We start from the raw sequence: 19851 nt of genomic DNA on the forward strand, positions 1-19851 counted from the left end.
AAACGCGCAAAGGCTGCGCTCAAGGTCAAATGCCTGACGCCTTGCTTGCGTTTGGGGCGGCGTCGCGCAGGTGTTGCGCCAGCTGGGCGACGATGGGCCGGCTGGCTTTTGCGGTCCGCTGAAGGATGCCGATCTCACGGTAAAAAGTGTGTTCCCCGAGCGGGATGGCCCGCACATTGGCAGGTAGCGGATCAGGCCCCTCGACCATGGGCACCAGGGCCACGCCCAGCCCGTTGGCGACCAGCTGGATCAGGCCCTGGATTTCGTCGAGCTCGATGGATTCATTCACGCTGAGCTGCATGTCGCGCAAAAATCGCTCGACCAGGCGCCCTCCGAAAGACTTTCGCTCATAGCGCAGAAAGGGCTGGGCCTGAATCAGCTTGCGCCAGTCCTTGCCTTTCAGGGCTGCGGGCACCAGCAGCATGAATGGTTCATGGACCAGCGGCTGCCAGTTCAATTCGGGCAGCAGGCCGAAGGGCGGGCGTATGGTGATGGCCATGTCGATCTCGCCGGCGTCAAGCTGGTCCATCAGGTGCATGGACACGCCCGGCACCAGGCTCAGGCGCAGCGTCGGGTATTTCCGCCGCAGCGGCACCAGCGCGCGCGGCAGCAGCGAGGACTGCACCGAGGCGATGGCGCCAATGCACAGCAGGCCGCCGTCGCTGCCCTGGTCCGGCAGGTCGCCGAGTTTTGCGAAGAGGGCCAGCAGTTCTTCAGCGCGCGACAGTGTCGTGGCGCCGGCCGCGTTGAGTGTCGCGGCGCGCCGGGTGCGGTCGAACAAGGCGAAACCGAGCGATTCCTCGAGGCGCTTGATCTGGCTGCTGACGGCGGACTGCGTCAGGCCCAGCCGTTCGCCCGCGGCGGCAAAAGTGCCGTGGCGGGTCACGGCGATAAAGGTGCGGAGTTCTGTGATCATTTTTTAATCATCGATTATTTTGTCTCTCAGGGCCAATATATATCGCTTTTCATGATCAGTTGATGGTTTTACAGTGGAGGCAGGTTTATTCATCCCGCCCTCCTCACGCTCTCCTGAAAGAACAGCCATGACAACACCCCACGCCACCGCCGCCATTCCCTTTCACCTCGCCTTTCCGGTCCATGACATCGCCGCGGCGCGCCGGTTTTACGGCGGTGTGCTGGGTTGCCCCGAAGGCCGCAGCTCCAACGAATGGGTGGACTTCAATTTCTACGGCCACCAGATCGTGGCCCATCTCGCACCGGACGAATGCGGCCACAAGCAGACCAGCGCGGTCGACGGCCACGACGTGCCCGTGCGCCACTTCGGCGCGGTGCTGCCCATGCCGGTATGGGAGGCGCTGGCTGCCAAGCTCACCGCCGCGGGCACCGATTTTGTGATCGAGCCGCATATCCGCTTCAAGGGCGAGCCCGGCGAACAGGCCACCATGTTTTTCCTCGACCCGTCCGGCAATGCCCTGGAATTCAAGGCCTTCGCGACGCTGGACAATCTTTTCGCCAAATAAGAGGGAAGGGGCGTGGCCGGGTTTTGCTACCCTCGGGCATTCACCACCGAAACCCTTGTTCATGCCTCCAGCGCTTCCTTCCCGCCGCCAACTCCTGCAAGCCGCGATCGCCGCAAGCGCCGGCGCCGCCTGGCTTCAAGCCCGGGCCCAGGGCCTGACGGGCCCGGCTTATGAGGTCAGCCCCTGGGCCGGTCCTGTGTCCGCACTCGGACTGGTCGACACAACCGGCAAGACCTGGCAGCCCGCCGACCTGCGCGGCCGCGCGGTGCTGCTGAATTTCTGGGCCAGCTGGTGTGAACCCTGCCGCGCCGAGATGCCCACACTGCAACAGGTCGCCGACTTTTACGGGCCCGACAAGCTGCTGGTGCTGGCCATCAACTTCAAGGAGCCGGCCGCGCGCGCGCTGCAGTTCGCCAAAACCACCGGCGTGACCTTGCCGGTCCTGCTGGACCTCAAGGGCGAGGCGGCACGCCGCTGGGGTGTGAAGGTGTTCCCGACGACGCTGATGACGGACAGCGCGGGCCGGCCGCGCTTTCGCGTGAGGGGCGAGGTCGACTGGACCGGGCCCGCGGCTGAAAAACTGATCGCCGGGCTGCTGAAGCCCTGAGTTTGGCCTCGCCGGCAAGGCAAAGGCGATAATCGCAGGCTGGCATCCCGGGGCATCTTTACCTGCCCCGGTGCACGTCGCCCTCACCTTATCCGGAGATCCTTGATGACCACCGTACGCCGAGCCTTTCTGAAAAACGGCGCTGCCGCCGCCATTGCAGCCGCCCTGCCTTCCCTCAACTTCGCCCAGACGGCCCCTGCGCCCAGCCGCGGCCACTTCGCACCGCAAAGCGGCGCCTGGCGCACGTTTGACGTGACCACGCGCGTGGACATCGTCAAGCCGCAAGGCCTGACCAAGGTCTGGCTGCCGATTCCCTCGGTCAACAGCGACTACCAGCATTCGCTGGACAACAGCTTCTCGAGCAACGGCAGCACGCAGCTGACGCAGGACGGCCGTGACGGCGCGAAGATGCTCTATGTTGAATTCCCGGCCACCGAAGCCAAACCCTTTGTGGAACTGACCAGCCGTGTGCGGACCCAGGGGCGCGCCATCGACTGGTCGCAGAAAACCGCGCCGGCCGAAAGCGCCGACACGCTGCGCTACTTCACCCGCCCGACCACGCTGATCCCGACCGACGGCATCGTGCGCAAGACCGCAGTGGCGGCCACGCAAGGCGCGAAGACCGACGTCGAGAAAGCGCAAAAACTCTATGACTGGATCGTCGCCAATACCTACCGCGAACCCAAGGTGCGCGGCTGCGGCGAAGGCGACATCAAGACCATGCTGGAAACCGGCAACCTGGGCGGCAAGTGTGCCGACTTGAACGCGCTGTTCGTCGGCCTGTGCCGCTCGGTCGGCCTGCCGGCCCGCGACGTCTACGGCATCCGCCTGGTGCCTTCGGCCTTCGGCTACAAGGAACTGTCGGGCAATCCGGCCAGCCTCAAGGGCGCGCAGCATTGCCGCTCCGAGGTCTACCTCAAGGGCCACGGCTGGGTGGCGATGGACCCGGCCGACGTCGCCAAGGTCATGCGCCTGGAAACGGCAGACTGGATCAAGACCACCACCAACCCGGTGGTCGCGCCCGTCAACAAGGCGCTGTTCGGCGGCTGGGAAGGCAACTGGATGGCCTACAACACGGCGCACGACCTGGCCCTGCCGAAGTCGGCAGGCGAGAAGCTGGGCTTCTTCATGTACCCCATCGGCGAGAACGCAGCAGGGCGCTTTGATTCCTACGCGCCTGACGATTTCAAGTACCAGATCACGGCAAAAGAGGTCAGGGCTTAAAGCGTCCCTGCGGCGTGTCGCCTGACAAGGGCTGTTGATGCAGGAAACAGCGAACAGCGATGGATATATGGCATGAAGAGCAACCAACTCACACGTGGCGAAGAGCGCCGCCTCATGTACGTCGAGAACAAGAACGGTTATATCGAGGGGGCCGGAGCTCGAATCGGATGGGTAACGTTCTCTCAGACCGGCCGCAGTGTGTACTACCGCGGCCTCACGCTCAAACGCGCGAAGGGCGGGGGCATCAGCGGCAACTTCTATGAAGAAGCGACTGGGCAAGAGTTCTGGGTTTCGGGTGTAAAAACGCGAGGCTCGAATGCACATCCCGCGGAACGCACTCAGGTTGTTGTCGACGACGATGCACGCGAAGAGTATGAACGCCTGAGGAGCTCCAATGTCATATAACTGGTCGGCCAACGCGGACCCACACCTGCAGAGGGCGGCTTCGCCGCGAGGGTGGCGGTTGTTCGACACGGACATCCAGAGGCGTCCGCGCCCTCGGCGCTCCAATTCTCTGGTCGCCGGTCAACTCCGACGTTATACGGCAGCGAGATGACGGTCCCCTTCGGCCTAAGCGAGGAGAATTTTTGCGCGCGGTACCGGCGGGAACTGGATCGGGTGTCCAGCGCGACAATCGGCGCGCTTCGTGGGTTGCTCCGGCGCACAGTTGAAGACGGCGTTGGTCGAGCCCACGTCGAGATATTCATTGGTGAAGATGGCACCGCGCCAAGCGTGTGGATCTACTACAGCGGTGAGAACAACAAGGTCGATCGCACGGACCAAAGGCTTTTCGCAGGTCGGTCCCTTGATCTCGAGCTACCTCTCGCCAGGCTTTCTGAATTTGACGAGCGCTATTTCGGTGAAGACTTCCGAGGGAACTATCTCTCCGCGAATTTGCTGAAGACTTGGTTTGCGGAATCTTGGTGGAAGGCCGGTGGATGGCCGTACGCCGTTCCAGTCACCCTGAAGGTTCACGACGATCTCGGGGACGGAAGTGTCATTCGACTTACAGAATCAGCCGTATAACATGTCAATCGACGCGGACCCCAATAGCAATCTGCGGTTTCGCCACTCGTGTTGGTGGTCCGGTCATTTCTACGTCAGTCCTCAAAAGGTCCATCCATGCAAAGCAAACTCACGCCAGTAAAGCAGGTTGCCCTCCCCTCGCAGTCTGCCGTCGCTACTGCATTCAAGTCGGTGAATCTCGCGGACGCATTTTCGATTCAACTTCCTTCTGACGCCTCTATTGATCCGGATGTCCTCGCCCGGTTCATTTTCTCGGTGCAGCCATCCTGGATCGGAGCGCTCATGAACGCCAGGGATGCAATCGTTGCGGGATTTGGCCTGAAGACCGCCAAACACCTCGCAACGCTCTCAAATGACGCCACCGTCCCCCGCATCAGCATCTTCAGGGTCTTCGGCACCAGCGAAGCTGAGGTCGTTCTAGGCGAGAACGACAAGCATCTTGACTTCCGGCTGTCAATTCTTTGTACGCCGGGTTCGCCGCCAGATGCCGGTAACCAACTGACCCTGTCAACCGTCGTTCACTGCCACAACCTTTTGGGTCGAACCTACTTGTCGGTCATTGCTCCCTTCCATCGCCAGGTTGTGAAAGCCAGTCTTCGTAGTGCTGCAAATGTTGGGTGGCCCAAGGCACGTGCGTAGAGGGGGGCTGGCCTTTGGATAGGGTGGCCCTGTCAGTGCCCCTCAACCTCGTCTGATCAAGGCGGTAGGTCCCGCAGTGCCAACCGGCTTTCAAAGCGTCGCAGCTCGCCTGTTACCGGGTCCATGAACGCAATGGACTTGGCCAGCAGTTGCAGCGGAAAGCGGTAATCGTCGTCCGGCGTCGGGTCCACGGGCGGGTACATGCGGTCGTTGCGCAGCGGCAGGCCGAGCGCATTCATGTGCACGCGCAGCTGGTGCTTTTTGCCCGTCACGGGGCTGAGGGCATACAGCGCGTGGTCGCCGCGTACCTCAATGACATCGATCTGCGTGTGGCTGTTGGGTTCACCCGCTATTTCACGTTGCCGGAAAAAAGGCTCGTCTTCGACGATGCGGCTTTCGCGCGTGAGGGGAAAGCCGATGTCGCCGCGCCATGGCGCCACGGCTTCGTAATGCTTGGTAACCTCATGCCGGCGGAACAGTGACTGGTAGGCATCGCGCTCCCCCGGGTTGACCGAGAACAGCACCAGGCCCGCGGTTTCGCGGTCAATGCGGTGGATGGGCACCAAGCCGTCGAGGCCGAGCCGATTTTTCAGGCGTACCAGCAGCGTCTCTTGCAGGTAGTGGCCGGAGGGTGTCACGGGCAGGAAATGCGGCTTGTCGGCCACCACCAGGTGTTCGTCCTGGAACAGCACGGTCTCTTCAAACGGGATGCGAGGTTCTTCGTCCAGTGCGCGGTAGTAGTAGACGCGCATATGGCCACGGTAGGGGCGTTCGGCCGTGACGGTTTCGCCGAATTCATCGACCACCAGGCCGTCCTGCATGCGCTGCAGCCATATCTCGCGCGAGATGGCCGGGAAGCGCTCCACCAGAAAGTCGGTGATGCTGGGCCAGCTGCCAGCGGGCAGGCCGACGCAACTGGGGCTGATGCCGGCCCGCGTGGCCAAACCATGCAGCCCGAGTTTGGGTGTCTTGCTCACACCCGCACAGCCGGGAGATCAGGCACGCACAAACACGACGTCCCAGACGCCGTGCCCCAGTTTGATGCCGCGGTTTTCAAATTTGGTCAAAGGCCGGTAGGCCGGCTTGGGCGCATAGCCACCGGCGCTGACGTCCGCGGTGTTTTTCAGCAGCGATTCGGCGGCCAGCACCTCGAGAATCTGCTCGGCATAGGGTTGCCAGTCGGTGGCGCAGTGCAGGTAGCCGCCGGGCTTGAGGCGGGCTGCCAGCTTGGCGACCAGCGGCGCCTGGATCAGGCGGCGCTTGTTGTGGCGTTTTTTGTGCCAGGGGTCGGGAAAGAAAATATGCACGCCGTCCAGGCTGGCCGGCGGAAGCATGTTGTCTATCACTTCGACGGCGTCGTGCTGCAGGATGCGGATGTTGGCCAGCCCCTGTTCGCTGATGCGTTTGAGCAGCGCGCCCACGCCCGGGGTGTGCACCTCGCAGCACAGGAAATTTTTCTCGGGCATCAATCCAGCGATGTGGGCCGTCGCCTCGCCCATGCCGAAGCCTATCTCGAGGATGGTGGGGGCCGAACGCTGGAAGACGGCCTCGAAGTCCGCCGGCGCTGCTGTGTAGGGCAGCAGGAATTGAGGGCCCACGTCGGCAAAGGCCTTGGCCTGGCCAATGGTGGTGCGGCCGGTGCGCCGCACAAAGCTGCGGATGTTGCGGGGAGCGCCCGGTTCGGCGGCCGCGCCCTCGGAGGGCTGGTCGGGGAGGGTGGCGGGCGGGGTGGGGGAGTTGGTATCTGTCACCGCTTGATTTTAAGTCGCTCCGCCCACAGCGGCACGGCCTGCCGCAGCCAGTCCTGCGGCGTGGCAGCGTTCTCGCCGGTTGGCAGGCCGAGAACGGCACCCGCCTGCCGTAGCAGGGCGAGCGGATCACGGGCGTCCAGGGCCTGCGCGCCGTTCTGTTTGGAGAGCTTTTCGCCGTTGGCGCCCAGCACCAGCGGCGTGTGCAGGTAGCGTGGCAGTGGCAGGCCCAGCGCGCGCTGCAGCAGGATTTGCCGCGCCGTGTTGTCGGCCAGGTCCTCGCCGCGCACGATGTCCGTGATGCCCTGGGCCGCGTCGTCGACCACCACGGCCAGCTGGTAGGCCCACAGGCCGTCGGCGCGCTTGAGCACGAAGTCGCCGACTTCATGGGCGACGTCCTGCGACTGCGGGCCCAGCAGGCGGTCCTGCCAGCTGACAGGCGCATGCGCTTGCGTGTCCAGCCGCCAGGCGCGCGCGCTGCGGCCGTGCAGGCCGCCGCGGCAGGTGCCGGGGTAGACCAGTTCGCCGTGGCGTTCGCGCGCCTGCCCGGAAGCCGCCAGCGCGCGGGCGATGTCCTGGCGCGTGCAGGCGCAGGGGTAGGCCAGCGCGCGGGCGATCAATGAATCCAGCGCCTGCTGGTACAAGTCGCCGCGCTTTGACTGGTACACGGGCGGCTCGTCAGGCAGCAGCCCGCATTGAGCCAGTTGTTCAAGAATGATGAGGTCGGCGCCCGGCACGCAGCGCGGCGTGTCCACGTCCTCGATGCGCACCAGCCAGCGGCCCTGGTGCGCGCGCGCATCCAGCCAGCTGGCCAAGGCGGCGACCAGGGAGCCGGCATGCAACGGCCCGGTCGGAGAAGGGGCGAAGCGGCCCCGGTATTCGGCGCCCACGCCGATTTCGCCTTTGGCGTTCAGGCCAGCTCTAGAGCCATTTCAAGGCCCGAGACAAAACCGTCTTCCACGCGATGCCCCAGGCACCAGTCGCCGCAGGCGCCTATGCCCGATTTGGCGTCCCATGCATGGGTTTTGCCCAGGGGCTGCAGGGTCTGGGCGTGGCGCCAGCGGTGCACCACGGCATGGGGCGGTGCCGCGCGTATGCCGGTGACTTCGGTGAAGGCTTTGAGCAGCTTGGCCTTGACGCGCTCGGCGTCGTCTTCGAGGTGGCGCTGCGACCAGTCGGGGCTGGCCTGCACGGTCCAGCGCTCGATGGGGCTGCGCCCGGGCTTGGACGACTCGCGCGCCAGCCAGGCGATGCGGTGGTGGGTGCTGCGCGCGGCGTTCCAGTGCGGGCCCAGGTGGACCATCGTGGGCTGCATGGCCTGTGGAAACGCGAGCATCAGGGTCCAGCAAGGCGCGACGCTGACCTTGGACAATTCGGACATCAGCGGCTTGCCCTGTTGCGAGCTCAGCAGCAGGGCATGCGCCTGCGGCGAGGGCAGGGCCAGCACCACGGCGTTAAAACCCGAGTGCACCAGGCTGCCGGCGCCCGGGCCTTCGGTCTGCAACTGCCATTGTTCGGGGTGCAGCTTGTCGCGCTCCAGCCTGATCACCTCGGTTTCAAGCTGCAGGCGGCCGGCGGCCGCCAGGGGCTGCGCCCATTGGCGCACCAGTGCATTCATGCCCGGCGTGGCGACCCAGTGCGCCTCCTTGGGCGGCAGCGCGGAGGCCACGACGCGACCCAGCTCGTCCAGGATGCGCACGGTGTTGGCGCTCCAGGGCCGCACCAGCCCGGACGCTGTGGCCAGGGCTTTTTCGAAACGCGGGTCGCGGGCGGTGAAGTACTGCGTGCCGTGGTCGAAACCGCCGAATTCGCTGTCGCGGGTGGCCATGCGGCCGCCGGCTTCGCGGCTTTTCTCGAACACCGTGACCTCATGCCCGGCCTGCGCCAGCGTACGCGCGCAGGCAATGCCGGCGATGCCGGCACCGATGACGGCGATGCGGCGCCGGGCCGCGGATTCAGGAAGGGGGAGGGCGGAATTTTTTTTCATGTCTGAGGTCTTTATGTTTCTTTGGGGTTGATGAATAAGGCGCCTTGCTGCTTGCGCATGCAATTCACGGCCCCCCGGCGTTGGTCATCACATCTCAACCATAAACGAAAATCATAGGCACACTCTACACGCAGGCTGGGCTCTCGCGCTCAGATTACGAACCGACTACGGGTTTTCACAGGGGTAGTGTCGCGTCACGCATGATCTGTCGTTTTGCACTCGTCCTCGGCACACATCGCCGCGTTGCAGCCCTTGCCCATGCTTTAGCATGGGCTGGCGGCCTGCGCCTTGCGCTGCGCACCGATGACTTTGCGCAAATCCGACATCTCATACGCGACGCGATACTAATCCCGTTCCAGCAGTGCTTTTCGCGTGGCCGCGCTCTCCAATTGCTTGAGCCACCACTGCAGTGCGCGCCCCTCCTTGCCGTCGGGCGCGCGCAGCCAGGCATAACTCATGGGCACCTGGCGCGGGGCGCGCTGCATGCGCTTTTCCACCAGCCGCCCGGTGATGACGTGGGGGCGCGCCAGGTATTCGGGCAAGAAGCCGCCGCCCAGTCCGCGCAGTTGCGCCTGCAGTTTTTCCTGCATGCCGGGCACGGTGAAGATGTACTGCCCGCCCAGCAGACCCACGGTGATGCCGCTGCCGCGCTGCACCGAATCGGCGACCGCCACGGCGCGGTGCGGCATCAGCATGGCGTCGGTCACGGGCTCCGGAGCCTGTGCCAGCGGGTGGTGCGGCGCCACCGCATAAATGAAATGGATGCTGCCCAGCGTCCTGTGCTGCACCGAGGTGTTTACCGCTGGCTCGATGGCCACGCCTATGGCCAGGTCGGCCTGGCCAGAGGTGAGCGCCTCGAGCGTGCCCGACAGCGCTTCCTCGCGCAGGCGCAGGCGGGTGGGCGGGTTCAGTGCGAAAAAAGCCTCGCACAGCTCCATCACCGTGGTGCGCGAGATCACGCTGTCGACCGCCAGCGTGAGCTGCGGTTCCCAGCCCGTAGCGACGCGTTTGACGCGGTTGGCCACGGCGTCGAGTTCCGCCAGCAGGCGGTTGCCCTCGCGCAGCAGTTCCTTGCCGGCTTCGGTCAGTTTCGCCTGGCGTGAAGATCGGTCGAACAGCAGCACGTCCAGTGCGTCCTCCACTTGGCGGATGCGGTAGGTCAGGGCACTGGGGACCAGGCCCAGTTCACGCGCCGCCGCCGCCATGCTGCCGGCGCTGTGAATGGCGCCTATCAGTCCCAGGGTTTCCGGCGTCAGGGCGTCGCGCACGCGGTTGTTGATCGTTGCCATAAGAATGATTCAAATAATTTGAATGATGCCATCAAAGCGCGGCAATGGAAAGCGGGGTCCCCGCGCCTACATTGGAGTCATTGCAAACGAATCACAACGCATTTTCAACGCACCTTGAAAGGAGCACCTCATGATGACTTTAAGAACTTCCAGCGAACGCGGTTACGCCGACCACGGCTGGCTCAAATCCTTCCACTCCTTTTCGTTCGCCGGCTACTACGACCCGGCCCACATGGGTTTCGGCAACCTGCGTGTCATCAATGAGGACCGCATCGCGGCCGGCCGCGGCTTTGGCACCCATGGCCACCAGAACATGGAAATCATCAGCTATGTGCTGAGCGGTGAGCTTGCCCACAAGGACAGCATCGGCAACATCAAGGGCATTCCGCCCGGCGACGTGCAGCGCATGAGCGCCGGCACCGGCGTGCAGCACAGTGAGTTCAACCACGCCGACGGCCAGACCACGCACTTCCTGCAGATCTGGATCGAACCCAATGTGACCGGCATTCCCCCGAGCTATGAACAAAAGACCTTTGCCGATGCCGAAAAGCGCGGCACCCTGCGTCTGGTGGCTTCGCCCGACGGCGCCAAAGGCTCCGTGCTGATCCATGCCGATGCCCGGCTGCATGCCGGCCTGTTTGACGGTACGGAAAGCGCCACGCTGGCCTTGAGCGCGGCACGCAAGACCTATGTGCACCTGATCCGCGGGCAACTGGAAGTCAACGGCCAGCTGCTGAAGGCGGGCGACGCCGCGGCGCTGCAGTCGGAAGCGACGCTGCAACTGGCCCATGGCCGGGACGCCGAAGTGCTGGTGTTTGACCTGGCGCCCTGAACCTGCAGGGCCCGATAACACCCTGTAACCCATCACCCGGGGCAAGCGCTGAATGCGCATAGGCGCATGGCGCTTGCCCAGAGTGTTTTTTTCCTCCATCATTTCCCCCGTTTACTTCATTAACAAGGACTCACCATGCTCAATTCCCTGCAAAACCCTCTCTCCCTGATCGGCCGCCTGCTGGTGGCGCTGCTGTTCGTGCCCGCCGGCTTCAGCAAGATCGCCGGCTTTACCGGAACGGTCGGCTACATCGCCTCCAAAGGTGTGCCGCTGCCTGGAGTCGCGGCCGCCATCGCCATCGTGGTGGAACTCGGCCTGGGCATTCTTCTGGCCGTTGGCTTCCAGACGCGCTGGGCCGCGCTGGCCATCGGCGTTTTCACGGTCGTCATCACCTGCGTCTTCCATGCCTTCTGGGTCGACCCCACGCAACAGATGGCCTTCTTCAAGAATATGGCCATCGTCGGCGGCCTGTTCAGCATCGCGGCTTTCGGCGGCGGCGCCTGGAGTGTGGACGGCCAGCGCAAAGGCTGATCCACAAACGGGCTGCAGCGAGGGAGTTCATACCCGGGCTGCAGCCCTTTTGTTTGCTCGTTTCTTTATCTTCTTTATCTTCTTTATCCTTTCCCCGCGAAAGCCCCGAATGCCCAAAGTTGTCGTGATTTACCACTCCGGCTACGGCCACACCCAGCGCATGGCGCAGTCGGTGGCCGAAGGTGCGGGCGCCGAGCTGCTGGCCATAGATGCCGACGGCAACCTGCCCGAAGGCGGCTGGGAAACCCTGAATGCCGCCGACGCCATCATCATGGGCTCGCCCACTTACATGGGCAACGTCAGCTGGCAGTTCAAGAAATTTGCCGATGCTTCGTCCAAGCCCTGGTACAGCCAGGCCTGGAAAGACAAGCTGTTCGCCGGCTTCACCAACAGCGCCGCGATGAACGGCGACAAACTCTCCACGCTGAACTACCTGTTCACGCTGGCCATGCAGCACGGCGGCATCTGGGTCAGCCAGGGCATGATGCCCAGCAACAGCAAGGCCGCGCTGCGCAACGACACCAACTACCTGGGCTCTTACAGCGGCGCCATCGCGCAGTCGCCGTCCGATGCCGGCGCCGGCGAGATGTCCGCCGGCGACCTGGAAACGGCCCGCAGCTTCGGCGAACGTGTTGCCGGCGTCGCGGCGAAGTTCGCGCCGTGACCCGGCTTTTTCGCTAGCGCACAGGAACCCCATGACCATTGAACTCCAACGCGATCTCACCGCTGCGATGGCGCAGCAGCTGCAGATCCGCAACCACAGCTTTACCGCCGACGTCAGCGAGGCCGAAGGCGGCGCCGACACCGGTCCCAGTCCGCACGACCTCTACGATGCGGCGCTGGGCGCCTGCAAGGCCCTGACCGTGATGTGGTACGCCCGCAAAAAGGGCATCCCGGTCGAGGACATCCAGACGCGCATTGAACGCGAGGATTCACAGGAGCGCAGCGGTGTATACAAGCTCGCGGCCAAACTCCAGATCAAGGGTGATTTGACCGACGCCCAGCTGCAGGAACTGCACGCCGTGGCGCAGAAGTGCCCCGTGCACAAACTCATGACCACGGTCACGACCGAAATCACCACCGAACTGGAGCGCCTGCCATGAGCGTTGCACTCAAACTCACGGGCCACCACAAAGACCTGGGCGGCGGCTTCATGGTGCGCCGGCTGCTGCCTTCGGCGCTGCAGCAGTCCGTCGGCCCCTTCATCTTTTTTGACCATTTCGGCCCCGTGACCGAGCAGCCCGGCACCAACCACGACGTGCGGCCGCACCCGCACATAGGACTGGCGACGGTCACCTACCTGTTCGAGGGCGCCATGATGCACCGCGACAGCCTGGGCTCGGCCCAGCGCATAGAGCCCGGCGCCATCAACTGGATGACCGCGGGCCGCGGCATCGTGCATTCCGAGCGCGCGCCCGAAGACCTGCGCGGCACTGCCTATGTGAACCACGGCCTGCAGCTGTGGGCGGCATTGCCCAGGGAGTTTGAAGAAACGGCACCCGTGTTTTCCCACACGCCGGCGGAAACGATTCCTTCCACCACGGTGGACGGCGCCCGGGTGCGCATCCTGGTCGGCGAGGCTTTTGGGGAAACTTCGCCCGTCAAGACTTTTTCCAAAACGCTTTACCTCGACGTGGCCCTGGCCGCCGGCACGCCTTTCACGCTGCCGCCGCTGGCCGAGCAGATGGCGCTGTATGCGGTGGACGGCGACCTGCTGGTCGACGGCGAGCCGCTGGCCATGCACACCCTGGCGACACTCACGCCCGGCGCGTCCGTGCAGCTCAGCGCGGGGGTGGCGACGCGCCTGGTGGTGATAGGCGGCGACGCGCTCGATGCGCACCGCTTCATGTGGTGGAACTTTGTCTCCAGCCGCAAGGAGCGCATCGTGCAGGCCGGCGAGGACTGGGAAGCGCAGGCCATGGGAGAGGTGCCTGGCGAGACCGAATTCATTCCGCTGCCGGAGCGGAAATTCACGGCGGGTTGAATTCCGTGCTGGTTCAGGCGACCTGCAGGTCACGCGCGAGGCGCAGGCCGCTGAACTGCCAGCGCGCATCGGGCGGGAAGAAGTTGCGGTAACTCGCGCGCATATGGCTTTGCGGCGTGGCGCAGGAGCCGCCGCGCAGCACAAACTGGTTGCACATGAATTTGCCGTTGTATTCGCCCACCAGGCCTTCCCAGGGCTTGTAGCCGGGGTAGGGGTTGTAGTTGGACTGGGTCCACTCCCACACGTCGCCGAACATCTGCGCGGGCAGGCCGTGGCTGCCCTCTTGCTGCGGCAATGGGTGGAAGGCGGATGTCTCCACAAAGTTGCCTTGCGGGGCGGGGCCGGCGGGGAGGCCGCGCGCGGCCAGCTCCCATTCAAATTCGGTGGGCAGGCGCGCGCCGGCCCAGCGCGCAAAGGCGTCGGCTTCAAAATAGCTGAGATGGCAGGCCGGCGTGTTCGGGTCGACGTCTATCAGGCCTTGCAGCGTGAAGTGCTGGTAGCTGCCTTCATCGCCTTGCCAGTAAAAGGGCAGGCTGACCTTGTTCTCGATGACCCAGTCCCAGCCCATGGACAGCCACAGCTCGGGGCGCTGGTAGCCCTTGTCGGCGATGAAGGCCATGATTTCGCCGTTGGTCACGGGGCGGCTGGCCAGCTCGAAGGCCGCCACATAGGCCTTGTGGCGCGGCGTTTCATTGTCGAAGGCGAATTCGCCGTCGCGCGCCGCGTCAAAACCGTGTTCCACCAGGCCGGCCTCGTGGCGCAGCCAGTCCACCGGCTGCGGGTGTATGCCGGCCAGCGGCCAGCGGCTCGCGTAGGCCGGGCGCGCCGGATTGAAGGAGAGCGCATGCTTGATGTCGGTCAGCAGCAGTTCCTGGTGCTGCTGTTCGTGGTGCAGGCCCAAGGTCACCAGTTCGGTGAGCTCCCGCTGCTGCGCGCCGTCGGTGCCGGCTTCTACGGCGGCGATCACCGCCAGCATGCGCTGGTTGACCTGCGCGCGGTAGGCCAGMACCTCGTCCAGCGAGGGCCGGCTGATCAGGCCGCGCTTGGGCCTGGGGTATTTGTCGCCCACGCCGTTGTAATAGCTGTTGAACAGCACACGAAAGCCCGGATCAAAAGGCGCGAAGCCGGGCTCAAAGCGTTCGAGGATAAAGGTCTCGAAGAACCAGGTCAGGTGGGCCAGGTGCCATTTGGCCGGACTGGCGTCCGGCATGGACTGCAACTGGCAGTCTTCGGGGCTCAGGGGCTGGATCAGCGCCTCGGTTTGCTGGCGCACGGCGCTGAAGCGCCTGGCGAGCGGGGAGGGCGATGCATGGGCGGCCTGGTGGCGCGCGGGGGAAGTGTCTGTGGGCATGGTGGCTACCGTTAAAAAGGGGACGGCGGGCGGACGTGGGATGCGAACGACTCAAAAGCTTCGCACGGGGCTTTGGACTCAGCTGTCAGACAAAAGCCCGAAAACTTCGGGTCGAGGGACGGCAGGGGACGGGTGCAAGGGCTTGGCGGGCGGGGTTGACCTGGGGTTTGAGCTCCGGGTCCACGGCACGGCGCTCGTCAAAAACAAAACATTCACCCTCAAAATGCGCGCGCCCGCTCTCCTCGAAATATTTGAGGATGCCGCCGTCGAGCTGCCAGACGTTCTCCACCCCGGCTTCGCGCATCAGGATGGCGGCTTTCTCGCAGCGAATGCCGCCGGTGCAAAAACTCACCACGGTCTTGCCGGCGAGTTCCTCTTTGTGCCCCAGCAGGGCTTCGGGAAACTCGGTGAATTTGCGGATGCGCCAGTCGATGGCATGGCGGAAGGTGCCGACGTCGGCCTCGAAGTCATTGCGGGTGTCCAGCGTCACCACGGGGCGGCCCGTGTCGTCGTGGCCGGCGTCCAGCCAGCGCTTGAGCGTGGCGGCGTCCACCGCCGGCGCGCGTCCCGCGGCGGGCTGCACGGCCGGGTGGTTCATGCGGATGATTTCCGGCTTGACCTTGACCAGCAGCTTGCGAAAGGGCTGGGCGCCCGACCAGCTTTCCTTGGCCTGCAGGTCGGCAAAACGCGCATCCTGTTTCAACCATGCCAAAAAATCATGAATATCGCCGGCCGGGCCGGCCAGGAAGAGGTTGATGCCTTCTTCGGCCAGCAGCACCGTGCCCCTGATGGCATGGCCCTGCAGCCGTTCGGCCAGGCTGGCCTGCAGCGCCGCCGGCTGGGCCAACGCGACGAATTTGTAGGCTGCAATGTTCAGGATTTGCATGATGCGTTTGATTGTAGGCAGGCATGCATGCCCTTGCACCGGGCTGCGGCCCTTCAGCGGACAGCCTCGGCCCTAAAATGGCCTTCATGTTTGTCCATTTGCGCCTCCACACCGAATTTTCCGTCGTCGACGGCACCAACCGCATCGATGAAATCGTGGCCGCAGCGGCCGCCGACCGGCAACCGGCGCTGGCCATCACCGACCTGAGCAACCTGTTCGGTACGGTCAAGTTCTACAAGGAAGGGCGCGGCGCGGGCGTCAAACCCCTGATTGGCGCCGACATCTGGATGCAGGTGCCGGGCAAGGACGCCGCCACGCCCGCCGCGCGCCTGCTGCTGCTGGTGCAGAACCGCCAGGGCTACCTCAACCTCTCCGAAATCCTCACGCGGGCCTGGACCAAAAACGTGGTGCGCGACCAGGCGGTGGTCAAGCTCGAATGGTTGCAGGAACTGGGCGAAGGCCTGATCGCGCTGTCAGGGGCACAGGGCGGCTCCGTGGGCCAGGCGCTGCTGCAGGGCGACAGTGCCCGCGCCGTGGAATGCGCGCTGTATTTCGCGGGCCTGTTCCCCCACCGTTTTTACCTGGAACTGCAGCGCGCCCAGCGGCCCGACGACGAACGCCATGTGGCGGCGGCGGTGCAGCTTGCGGCGCGGCTCAAGCTGCCGGTGGTGGCGACGCATCCGGTGCAGTTCCTGACCTACGAAGACTACGAGGCGCATGAGGCGCGCGTCTGCATCTCGGAAGGCGAGATCCTGGGCAACACACGGCGCGTGCGCAAGTTCACGCGCGAGCAGTACTTCAAGTCGGCCGAGCAGATGCAGGCGCTGTTCGCCGACGTGCCCACGGCCCTGGCCAACACGCTGGAGATCGCCAAGCGCTGCAACCTCACGCTGGAACTGGGCAAGCCCATGCTGCCCGATTACCCGACGCCCGAAGTCGGCGGCGTGCGCATGCCCATTGATGAATACTTCCGCCAGGCCTCGTTTGAAGGCCTGGAGGAGCGCCTGGCGCACCTGTACCGCGACGCGGCTTTGCGCGACCAGAAGCGGCCCGAATACGTCAAGCGCCTGGAGTTCGAGATCAACACCATCCTCAAGATGGGCTTCCCCGGCTACTTCCTGATCGTCGGCGACTTCATCAACTGGGCCAAGAACAACGGCTGCCCGGTTGGGCCGGGCCGGGGCTCCGGCGCGGGCTCGCTGGTGGCGTATTCGCTGAAGATYACCGACCTGGACCCGCTGCAGTACAACCTGCTGTTCGAGCGCTTCCTGAACCCGGAGCGGGTGTCCATGCCCGACTTCGACATCGACTTCTGCCAGAGCAACCGCGACCGCGTGATCGACTACGTGAAGGACAAATACGGCAAGGAGGCCGTCAGCCAGATCGTGACCTTCGGCACCATGGCGGCGCGCGCCGCCATCCGCGACGTGGGCCGCGTGCTGGACTTTCCCTACGGCTTTTGCGACGGCATCTCCAAGCTGATTCCCAACAAGCCGGGCCAGCACATCACGATTGAGCAGGCGAAGGAGCAGGAGCCCGTCCTGGCCGAACGCGAGCGCAAGGAAGAGGACGTGCACACGCTGCTGGAACTCGCGCAAAAGCTCGAAGGCCTGACGCGCAACGTCGGCATGCACGCCGGGGGCGTGCTGATCGCGCCCAGCAAGCTGACCGATTTCTGTCCTTTGTATGCCCAGCCCGGCAGCGACTCCGCCGTGAGCCAGTTCGACAAGGACGACGTGGAGGCCATAGGCCTGGTCAAGTTCGACTTCTTGGGCCTGGCCACGCTGACCATCCTGGAGATCGCCAGGGAATTCATCATCGCGCGCCACCCGGCGCAAAAAGACTTCAAGTTCGAGGACCTGCCGCTCAACGACCGCAAGGTTTATGAGCTTTTCGGCCGGGGGCAGACCGAAGCCGTGTTCCAGTTTGAAAGTATCGGCATGCAGCGCATGCTGAAAGACGCCAAGCCGGACCGCCTGGAAGACCTGATCGCGATGAACGCCTTGTATCGCCCGGGGCCGATGGAGCTGATCCCGACCTACATCGCGCGCAAGCAGGGCAAGGAAGTGCCCGAATATCCGGATCCGCGCGTCAAGGCCATCCTCGAAGAGACCTACGGCATCATGGTCTACCAGGAACAGGTGATGCAGACCGCGCAGATCCTGGGCGGCTACTCGCTGGGCGGCGCCGACTTGCTGCGCCGCGCCATGGGCAAGAAGAAAAAAGAGGAAATGGATGCCCAGCGCGAGATCTTCCGCAAGGGCGCGGGCGAGGGCGGCCTCAGCGAAGAGAAAGCCGACGAGGTTTTCGACCTGATGGAAAAATTCGCGGGCTACGGCTTCAACAAGTCGCACTCCGCCGCCTATGCGCTGCTGGCCTACCACACGGCCTGGCTCAAGGTGCACTACACCGCCGAGTTCTTCGCCGCCAACATGACGGTGGAAATGGACGACACCGACAAGCTCAAGATCCTGTTCGGCGACGCGCAGAAGATGGGCCTCCAGTTCGAGTCGCCCGACGTCAACCGCGGCGAATACCGCTTCGAGCCCATCAGCGCGACCTCGGTGCGCTACGGCCTGGGGGCCATCAAGGGCACCGGCCAGCAGGCGATTGCCGCGATTGTCGCGGCGCGCAAGGAAGGCGGCCCCTTCACTTCGATTTACGATTTTTGCGTGCGTGTGGACCGCAGCCGGCTCAACAAGCGCACGGTGGAAGCCCTCATCAAGGGCGGCGCCTTCGACAACCTGCAGCTCAACCGCGCTTCCCTGCTGGCCTCGGTGGACCGGGCTTTTGAGTTCGCCGCGGCGACCGAAGCCAACGCCAACCAGGGCGGGCTTTTCGACATGTCCGACTCGCACGCCGCCAGCACCCAGGAGCCGCCGCTGGTCGAAGCCATGCCTTTCGGCGTGAAGGCGCGCCTGGTGCAGGAAAAAACCGCCATCGGCTTTTACCTCTCGGGCCATTTGTTCGACGAGGTGGAAACCGAGGTGCGCCAGTTCGCCAAGCGCAAGATCGAGGACCTGATCGATTCGCGCGAGCCGCAGCTGCTGGCCGCGATTTTGAGCGACCTGCGCATCATCAACGGCAACCGCGGCAAGCTGATCATCTTCAAGCTCGACGACAAGACCGACGTGCTAGAAGCTTCCGTGGACGAAGCGACCTTCAACACCAACCGCAACCTGCTGAAGGACGACGAACTGGTGATCGTGCAGGGCACGCTGCAGGGCGCGTCGGAGCGCTTCGGCCGCCGCTTCAAGGTCACGCAGGTGTGGGACCTGGAAACCGCGCGCTGCAAGTTCGGCAAATACCTGCGTGTCGCCGTCAACGGCAGCGCGCCCGACATATCACGGCTGGTGCGCGATTTCCCGCCGCGCCGCGAAATGTCCGACCAGGGCGAGATCAGCCGCGGCCTGCCGGTGCGCCTGAGCCTCAGGCGGCAAAACACCGAAGGCGGCGCGACGGCAGAACTGCACCTGGGCGAGGCGGCGAAATTCTTCCCGACCGATGCGGCGCTGGCCAGCTGGATGGCGCAGGCCGACAGGGGGCTGGTGCAGATCGTTTACGAATGAGCCGGGCGCCCCTTCACGCGGGCGCGGGCAAGGCTTGAATTGACGGCCGGCGCTAGTTGCGCGGCCGCATTTCCAGGATCAGCGTGGTGTCGGGTATGCGCCCGTCGACGTCCCGCGGCATGACGCGGGTGCGGATGATGGCGTTGATGGCGGCATCATCCCAGGCTTTGTTGCCGCTCGATTGAACCAGCCGCTGGCTGATGACGGTGCCGTCCAGCGTCAGGCGGACCTCCACCTTCGCCATCGGATTGCCGGTGAAGTCCTCGGTGAATACCACGTTGGGCTTGATGGCCGCCCTGACGATCGCGCCGTAAGTCGTGGAGCCACCGCTGGATTTTTGCGCTGTGCCCTTGGATTCCGCATCCCCGGTGGCGCCGGCCATGCCGGTGATGCGGCGCAGGTTTTCCTGGCGCACTTTTTCCGCGGCGGCCTGGGCGGCTTTTTGCTGCGCGGCTTCCTTGTTGTCCTTCTGGGCTTCCAGTTTTTTGGCGTCTTCCGCCGCCTTGCGTTTGGCCAGGTCTTCCTTGGCCTTTTTCTCTGCGGCTTTCTCGGCGGCTTTTTGTTTTTCCGCGTCTTTGTCTTTTTTGGCTTGCAGTTCAGCCTTCTGCTTTTCTTTCAGGGCTTCCGCTTCCTTCTGTTCCTGCGCGAGCTTGCGCTTCTTCTCCTGCTCCAGCGCGATATCCACCTTGGGGGCGGG

Annotated in this window: 21 protein-coding genes; 12 read left to right on the plus strand and 9 right to left on the minus strand. The window is 64.3% G+C overall.

The window, feature by feature from the left end; all coding sequences use genetic code 11:
* Positions 1–25: 25 nt before the first annotated feature.
* Positions 26–916: a LysR family transcriptional regulator gene (locus tag AC1D1Y_RS18845; protein WP_477683669.1), complete on the minus strand. Its 891-nt coding sequence runs from the start codon at positions 914–916 to the stop codon at positions 26–28.
* A gap of 127 nt (positions 917–1043) precedes the next feature.
* On the opposite strand from AC1D1Y_RS18845, the gene AC1D1Y_RS18850 reads away from it, so the two are divergent.
* The 6 genes from AC1D1Y_RS18850 (at position 1044) to AC1D1Y_RS18875 (ending at position 4977) form a co-directional block, all read left to right on the plus strand.
* Entirely contained in the window at positions 1044–1481 is a 438-nt protein-coding gene (locus AC1D1Y_RS18850; RefSeq protein ID WP_477683670.1) for a VOC family protein, read from the plus strand.
* Between the two features lie 61 nt (positions 1482–1542).
* Positions 1543–2088 (plus strand): TlpA family protein disulfide reductase, encoded by a 546-nt coding sequence (locus AC1D1Y_RS18855; protein ID WP_477683671.1) that lies wholly within the window; start codon positions 1543–1545, stop codon positions 2086–2088.
* A gap of 105 nt (positions 2089–2193) precedes the next feature.
* Positions 2194–3312, plus strand: a complete 1119-nt coding sequence (locus AC1D1Y_RS18860) for a transglutaminase-like domain-containing protein (protein ID WP_477683672.1) — start codon at positions 2194–2196, stop codon at positions 3310–3312.
* 72 nt (positions 3313–3384) lie between these two features.
* A complete protein-coding gene (locus tag AC1D1Y_RS18865) occupies positions 3385–3717 on the plus strand; it encodes a 1-deoxy-D-xylulose-5-phosphate synthase (RefSeq protein ID WP_477683673.1) in 333 nt (110 codons plus the stop codon).
* Positions 3718–3864: 147 nt separating this feature from the next.
* Positions 3865–4338 carry a hypothetical protein gene (locus AC1D1Y_RS18870; RefSeq protein WP_477683674.1) on the plus strand — a complete coding sequence of 158 codons (474 nt, stop codon included), beginning with the start codon at positions 3865–3867 and terminating at the stop codon, positions 4336–4338.
* Between the two features lie 96 nt (positions 4339–4434).
* The gene (locus tag AC1D1Y_RS18875) at positions 4435–4977 is read left to right on the plus strand and encodes a DUF2867 domain-containing protein (RefSeq protein WP_477683675.1); all 543 of its coding nucleotides are present in this window, start codon (positions 4435–4437) and stop codon (positions 4975–4977) included.
* A gap of 56 nt (positions 4978–5033) precedes the next feature.
* Here AC1D1Y_RS18875 and AC1D1Y_RS18880 read toward each other — a convergent pair whose 3' ends face one another.
* The 5 genes from AC1D1Y_RS18880 to AC1D1Y_RS18900 all read right to left on the minus strand — a co-directional run bounded on the left by AC1D1Y_RS18880 (position 5034) and on the right by AC1D1Y_RS18900 (position 10001).
* On the minus strand, positions 5034–5954 hold the full coding sequence (locus AC1D1Y_RS18880; RefSeq protein ID WP_477683676.1) for a pseudouridine synthase: 921 nt from the start codon (positions 5952–5954) through the stop codon (positions 5034–5036).
* An 18-nt stretch (positions 5955–5972) separates the two neighbouring features.
* A complete protein-coding gene (gene trmB, locus AC1D1Y_RS18885) occupies positions 5973–6728 on the minus strand; it encodes a tRNA (guanosine(46)-N7)-methyltransferase TrmB (RefSeq protein WP_477683677.1) in 756 nt (251 codons plus the stop codon).
* Positions 6725–7615, minus strand: coding sequence for a tRNA glutamyl-Q(34) synthetase GluQRS (gene gluQRS / locus AC1D1Y_RS18890; RefSeq protein WP_477683678.1), 891 nt, complete (start codon positions 7613–7615; stop codon positions 6725–6727). Before gluQRS ends, trmB begins: the two co-directional genes overlap by 4 nt.
* Positions 7616–7635: 20 nt before the next feature.
* Positions 7636–8712 (minus strand): NAD(P)/FAD-dependent oxidoreductase, encoded by a 1077-nt coding sequence (locus AC1D1Y_RS18895; protein ID WP_477683679.1) that lies wholly within the window; start codon positions 8710–8712, stop codon positions 7636–7638.
* A gap of 344 nt (positions 8713–9056) precedes the next feature.
* Positions 9057–10001 (minus strand): LysR family transcriptional regulator, encoded by a 945-nt coding sequence (locus AC1D1Y_RS18900; protein ID WP_477683680.1) that lies wholly within the window; start codon positions 9999–10001, stop codon positions 9057–9059.
* Positions 10002–10131: 130 nt separating this feature from the next.
* Between AC1D1Y_RS18900 and AC1D1Y_RS18905 the strand changes: the two genes are divergently transcribed.
* The 5 genes from AC1D1Y_RS18905 (at position 10132) to AC1D1Y_RS18925 (ending at position 13348) form a co-directional block, all read left to right on the plus strand.
* Positions 10132–10833: a pirin family protein gene (locus AC1D1Y_RS18905; protein WP_477683681.1), complete on the plus strand. Its 702-nt coding sequence runs from the start codon at positions 10132–10134 to the stop codon at positions 10831–10833.
* Positions 10834–10968: 135 nt separating this feature from the next.
* The gene (locus AC1D1Y_RS18910; protein ID WP_477683682.1) at positions 10969–11364 is read left to right on the plus strand and encodes a DoxX family protein; all 396 of its coding nucleotides are present in this window, start codon (positions 10969–10971) and stop codon (positions 11362–11364) included.
* Positions 11365–11473: 109 nt separating this feature from the next.
* Positions 11474–12028: a flavodoxin family protein gene (locus AC1D1Y_RS18915; RefSeq protein ID WP_477683683.1), complete on the plus strand. Its 555-nt coding sequence runs from the start codon at positions 11474–11476 to the stop codon at positions 12026–12028.
* Between the two features lie 31 nt (positions 12029–12059).
* Entirely contained in the window at positions 12060–12467 is a 408-nt protein-coding gene (locus AC1D1Y_RS18920) for an OsmC family protein (protein WP_477683684.1), read from the plus strand.
* The gene (locus tag AC1D1Y_RS18925) at positions 12464–13348 is read left to right on the plus strand and encodes a pirin family protein (protein ID WP_477683685.1); all 885 of its coding nucleotides are present in this window, start codon (positions 12464–12466) and stop codon (positions 13346–13348) included. The genes AC1D1Y_RS18920 and AC1D1Y_RS18925 overlap by 4 nt, the downstream gene beginning before the upstream one ends.
* A 13-nt stretch (positions 13349–13361) precedes the next feature.
* Here AC1D1Y_RS18925 and egtB read toward each other — a convergent pair whose 3' ends face one another.
* On the minus strand, positions 13362–14699 hold the full coding sequence (gene egtB / locus AC1D1Y_RS18930) for an ergothioneine biosynthesis protein EgtB (RefSeq protein WP_477683686.1): 1338 nt from the start codon (positions 14697–14699) through the stop codon (positions 13362–13364).
* A gap of 85 nt (positions 14700–14784) precedes the next feature.
* Positions 14785–15585 (minus strand): sulfurtransferase, encoded by an 801-nt coding sequence (locus AC1D1Y_RS18935; protein ID WP_477683687.1) that lies wholly within the window; start codon positions 15583–15585, stop codon positions 14785–14787.
* An 86-nt stretch (positions 15586–15671) separates the two neighbouring features.
* Here AC1D1Y_RS18935 and dnaE point away from each other — a divergent pair, with 86 nt between their 5' ends.
* Entirely contained in the window at positions 15672–19154 is a 3483-nt protein-coding gene (dnaE, locus tag AC1D1Y_RS18940) for a DNA polymerase III subunit alpha (protein WP_477683688.1), read from the plus strand.
* Positions 19155–19206: 52 nt separating this feature from the next.
* On the opposite strand, the gene tolA is transcribed toward dnaE, so the two are convergent.
* Positions 19207–19851, minus strand: a 645-nt coding sequence (gene tolA / locus AC1D1Y_RS18945) for a cell envelope integrity protein TolA (RefSeq protein ID WP_477683689.1), incomplete at its 5' end; no start/stop codon positions are given.

The sequence above is a fragment of the Polaromonas sp. P1_G1 genome (assembly GCF_056405595.1).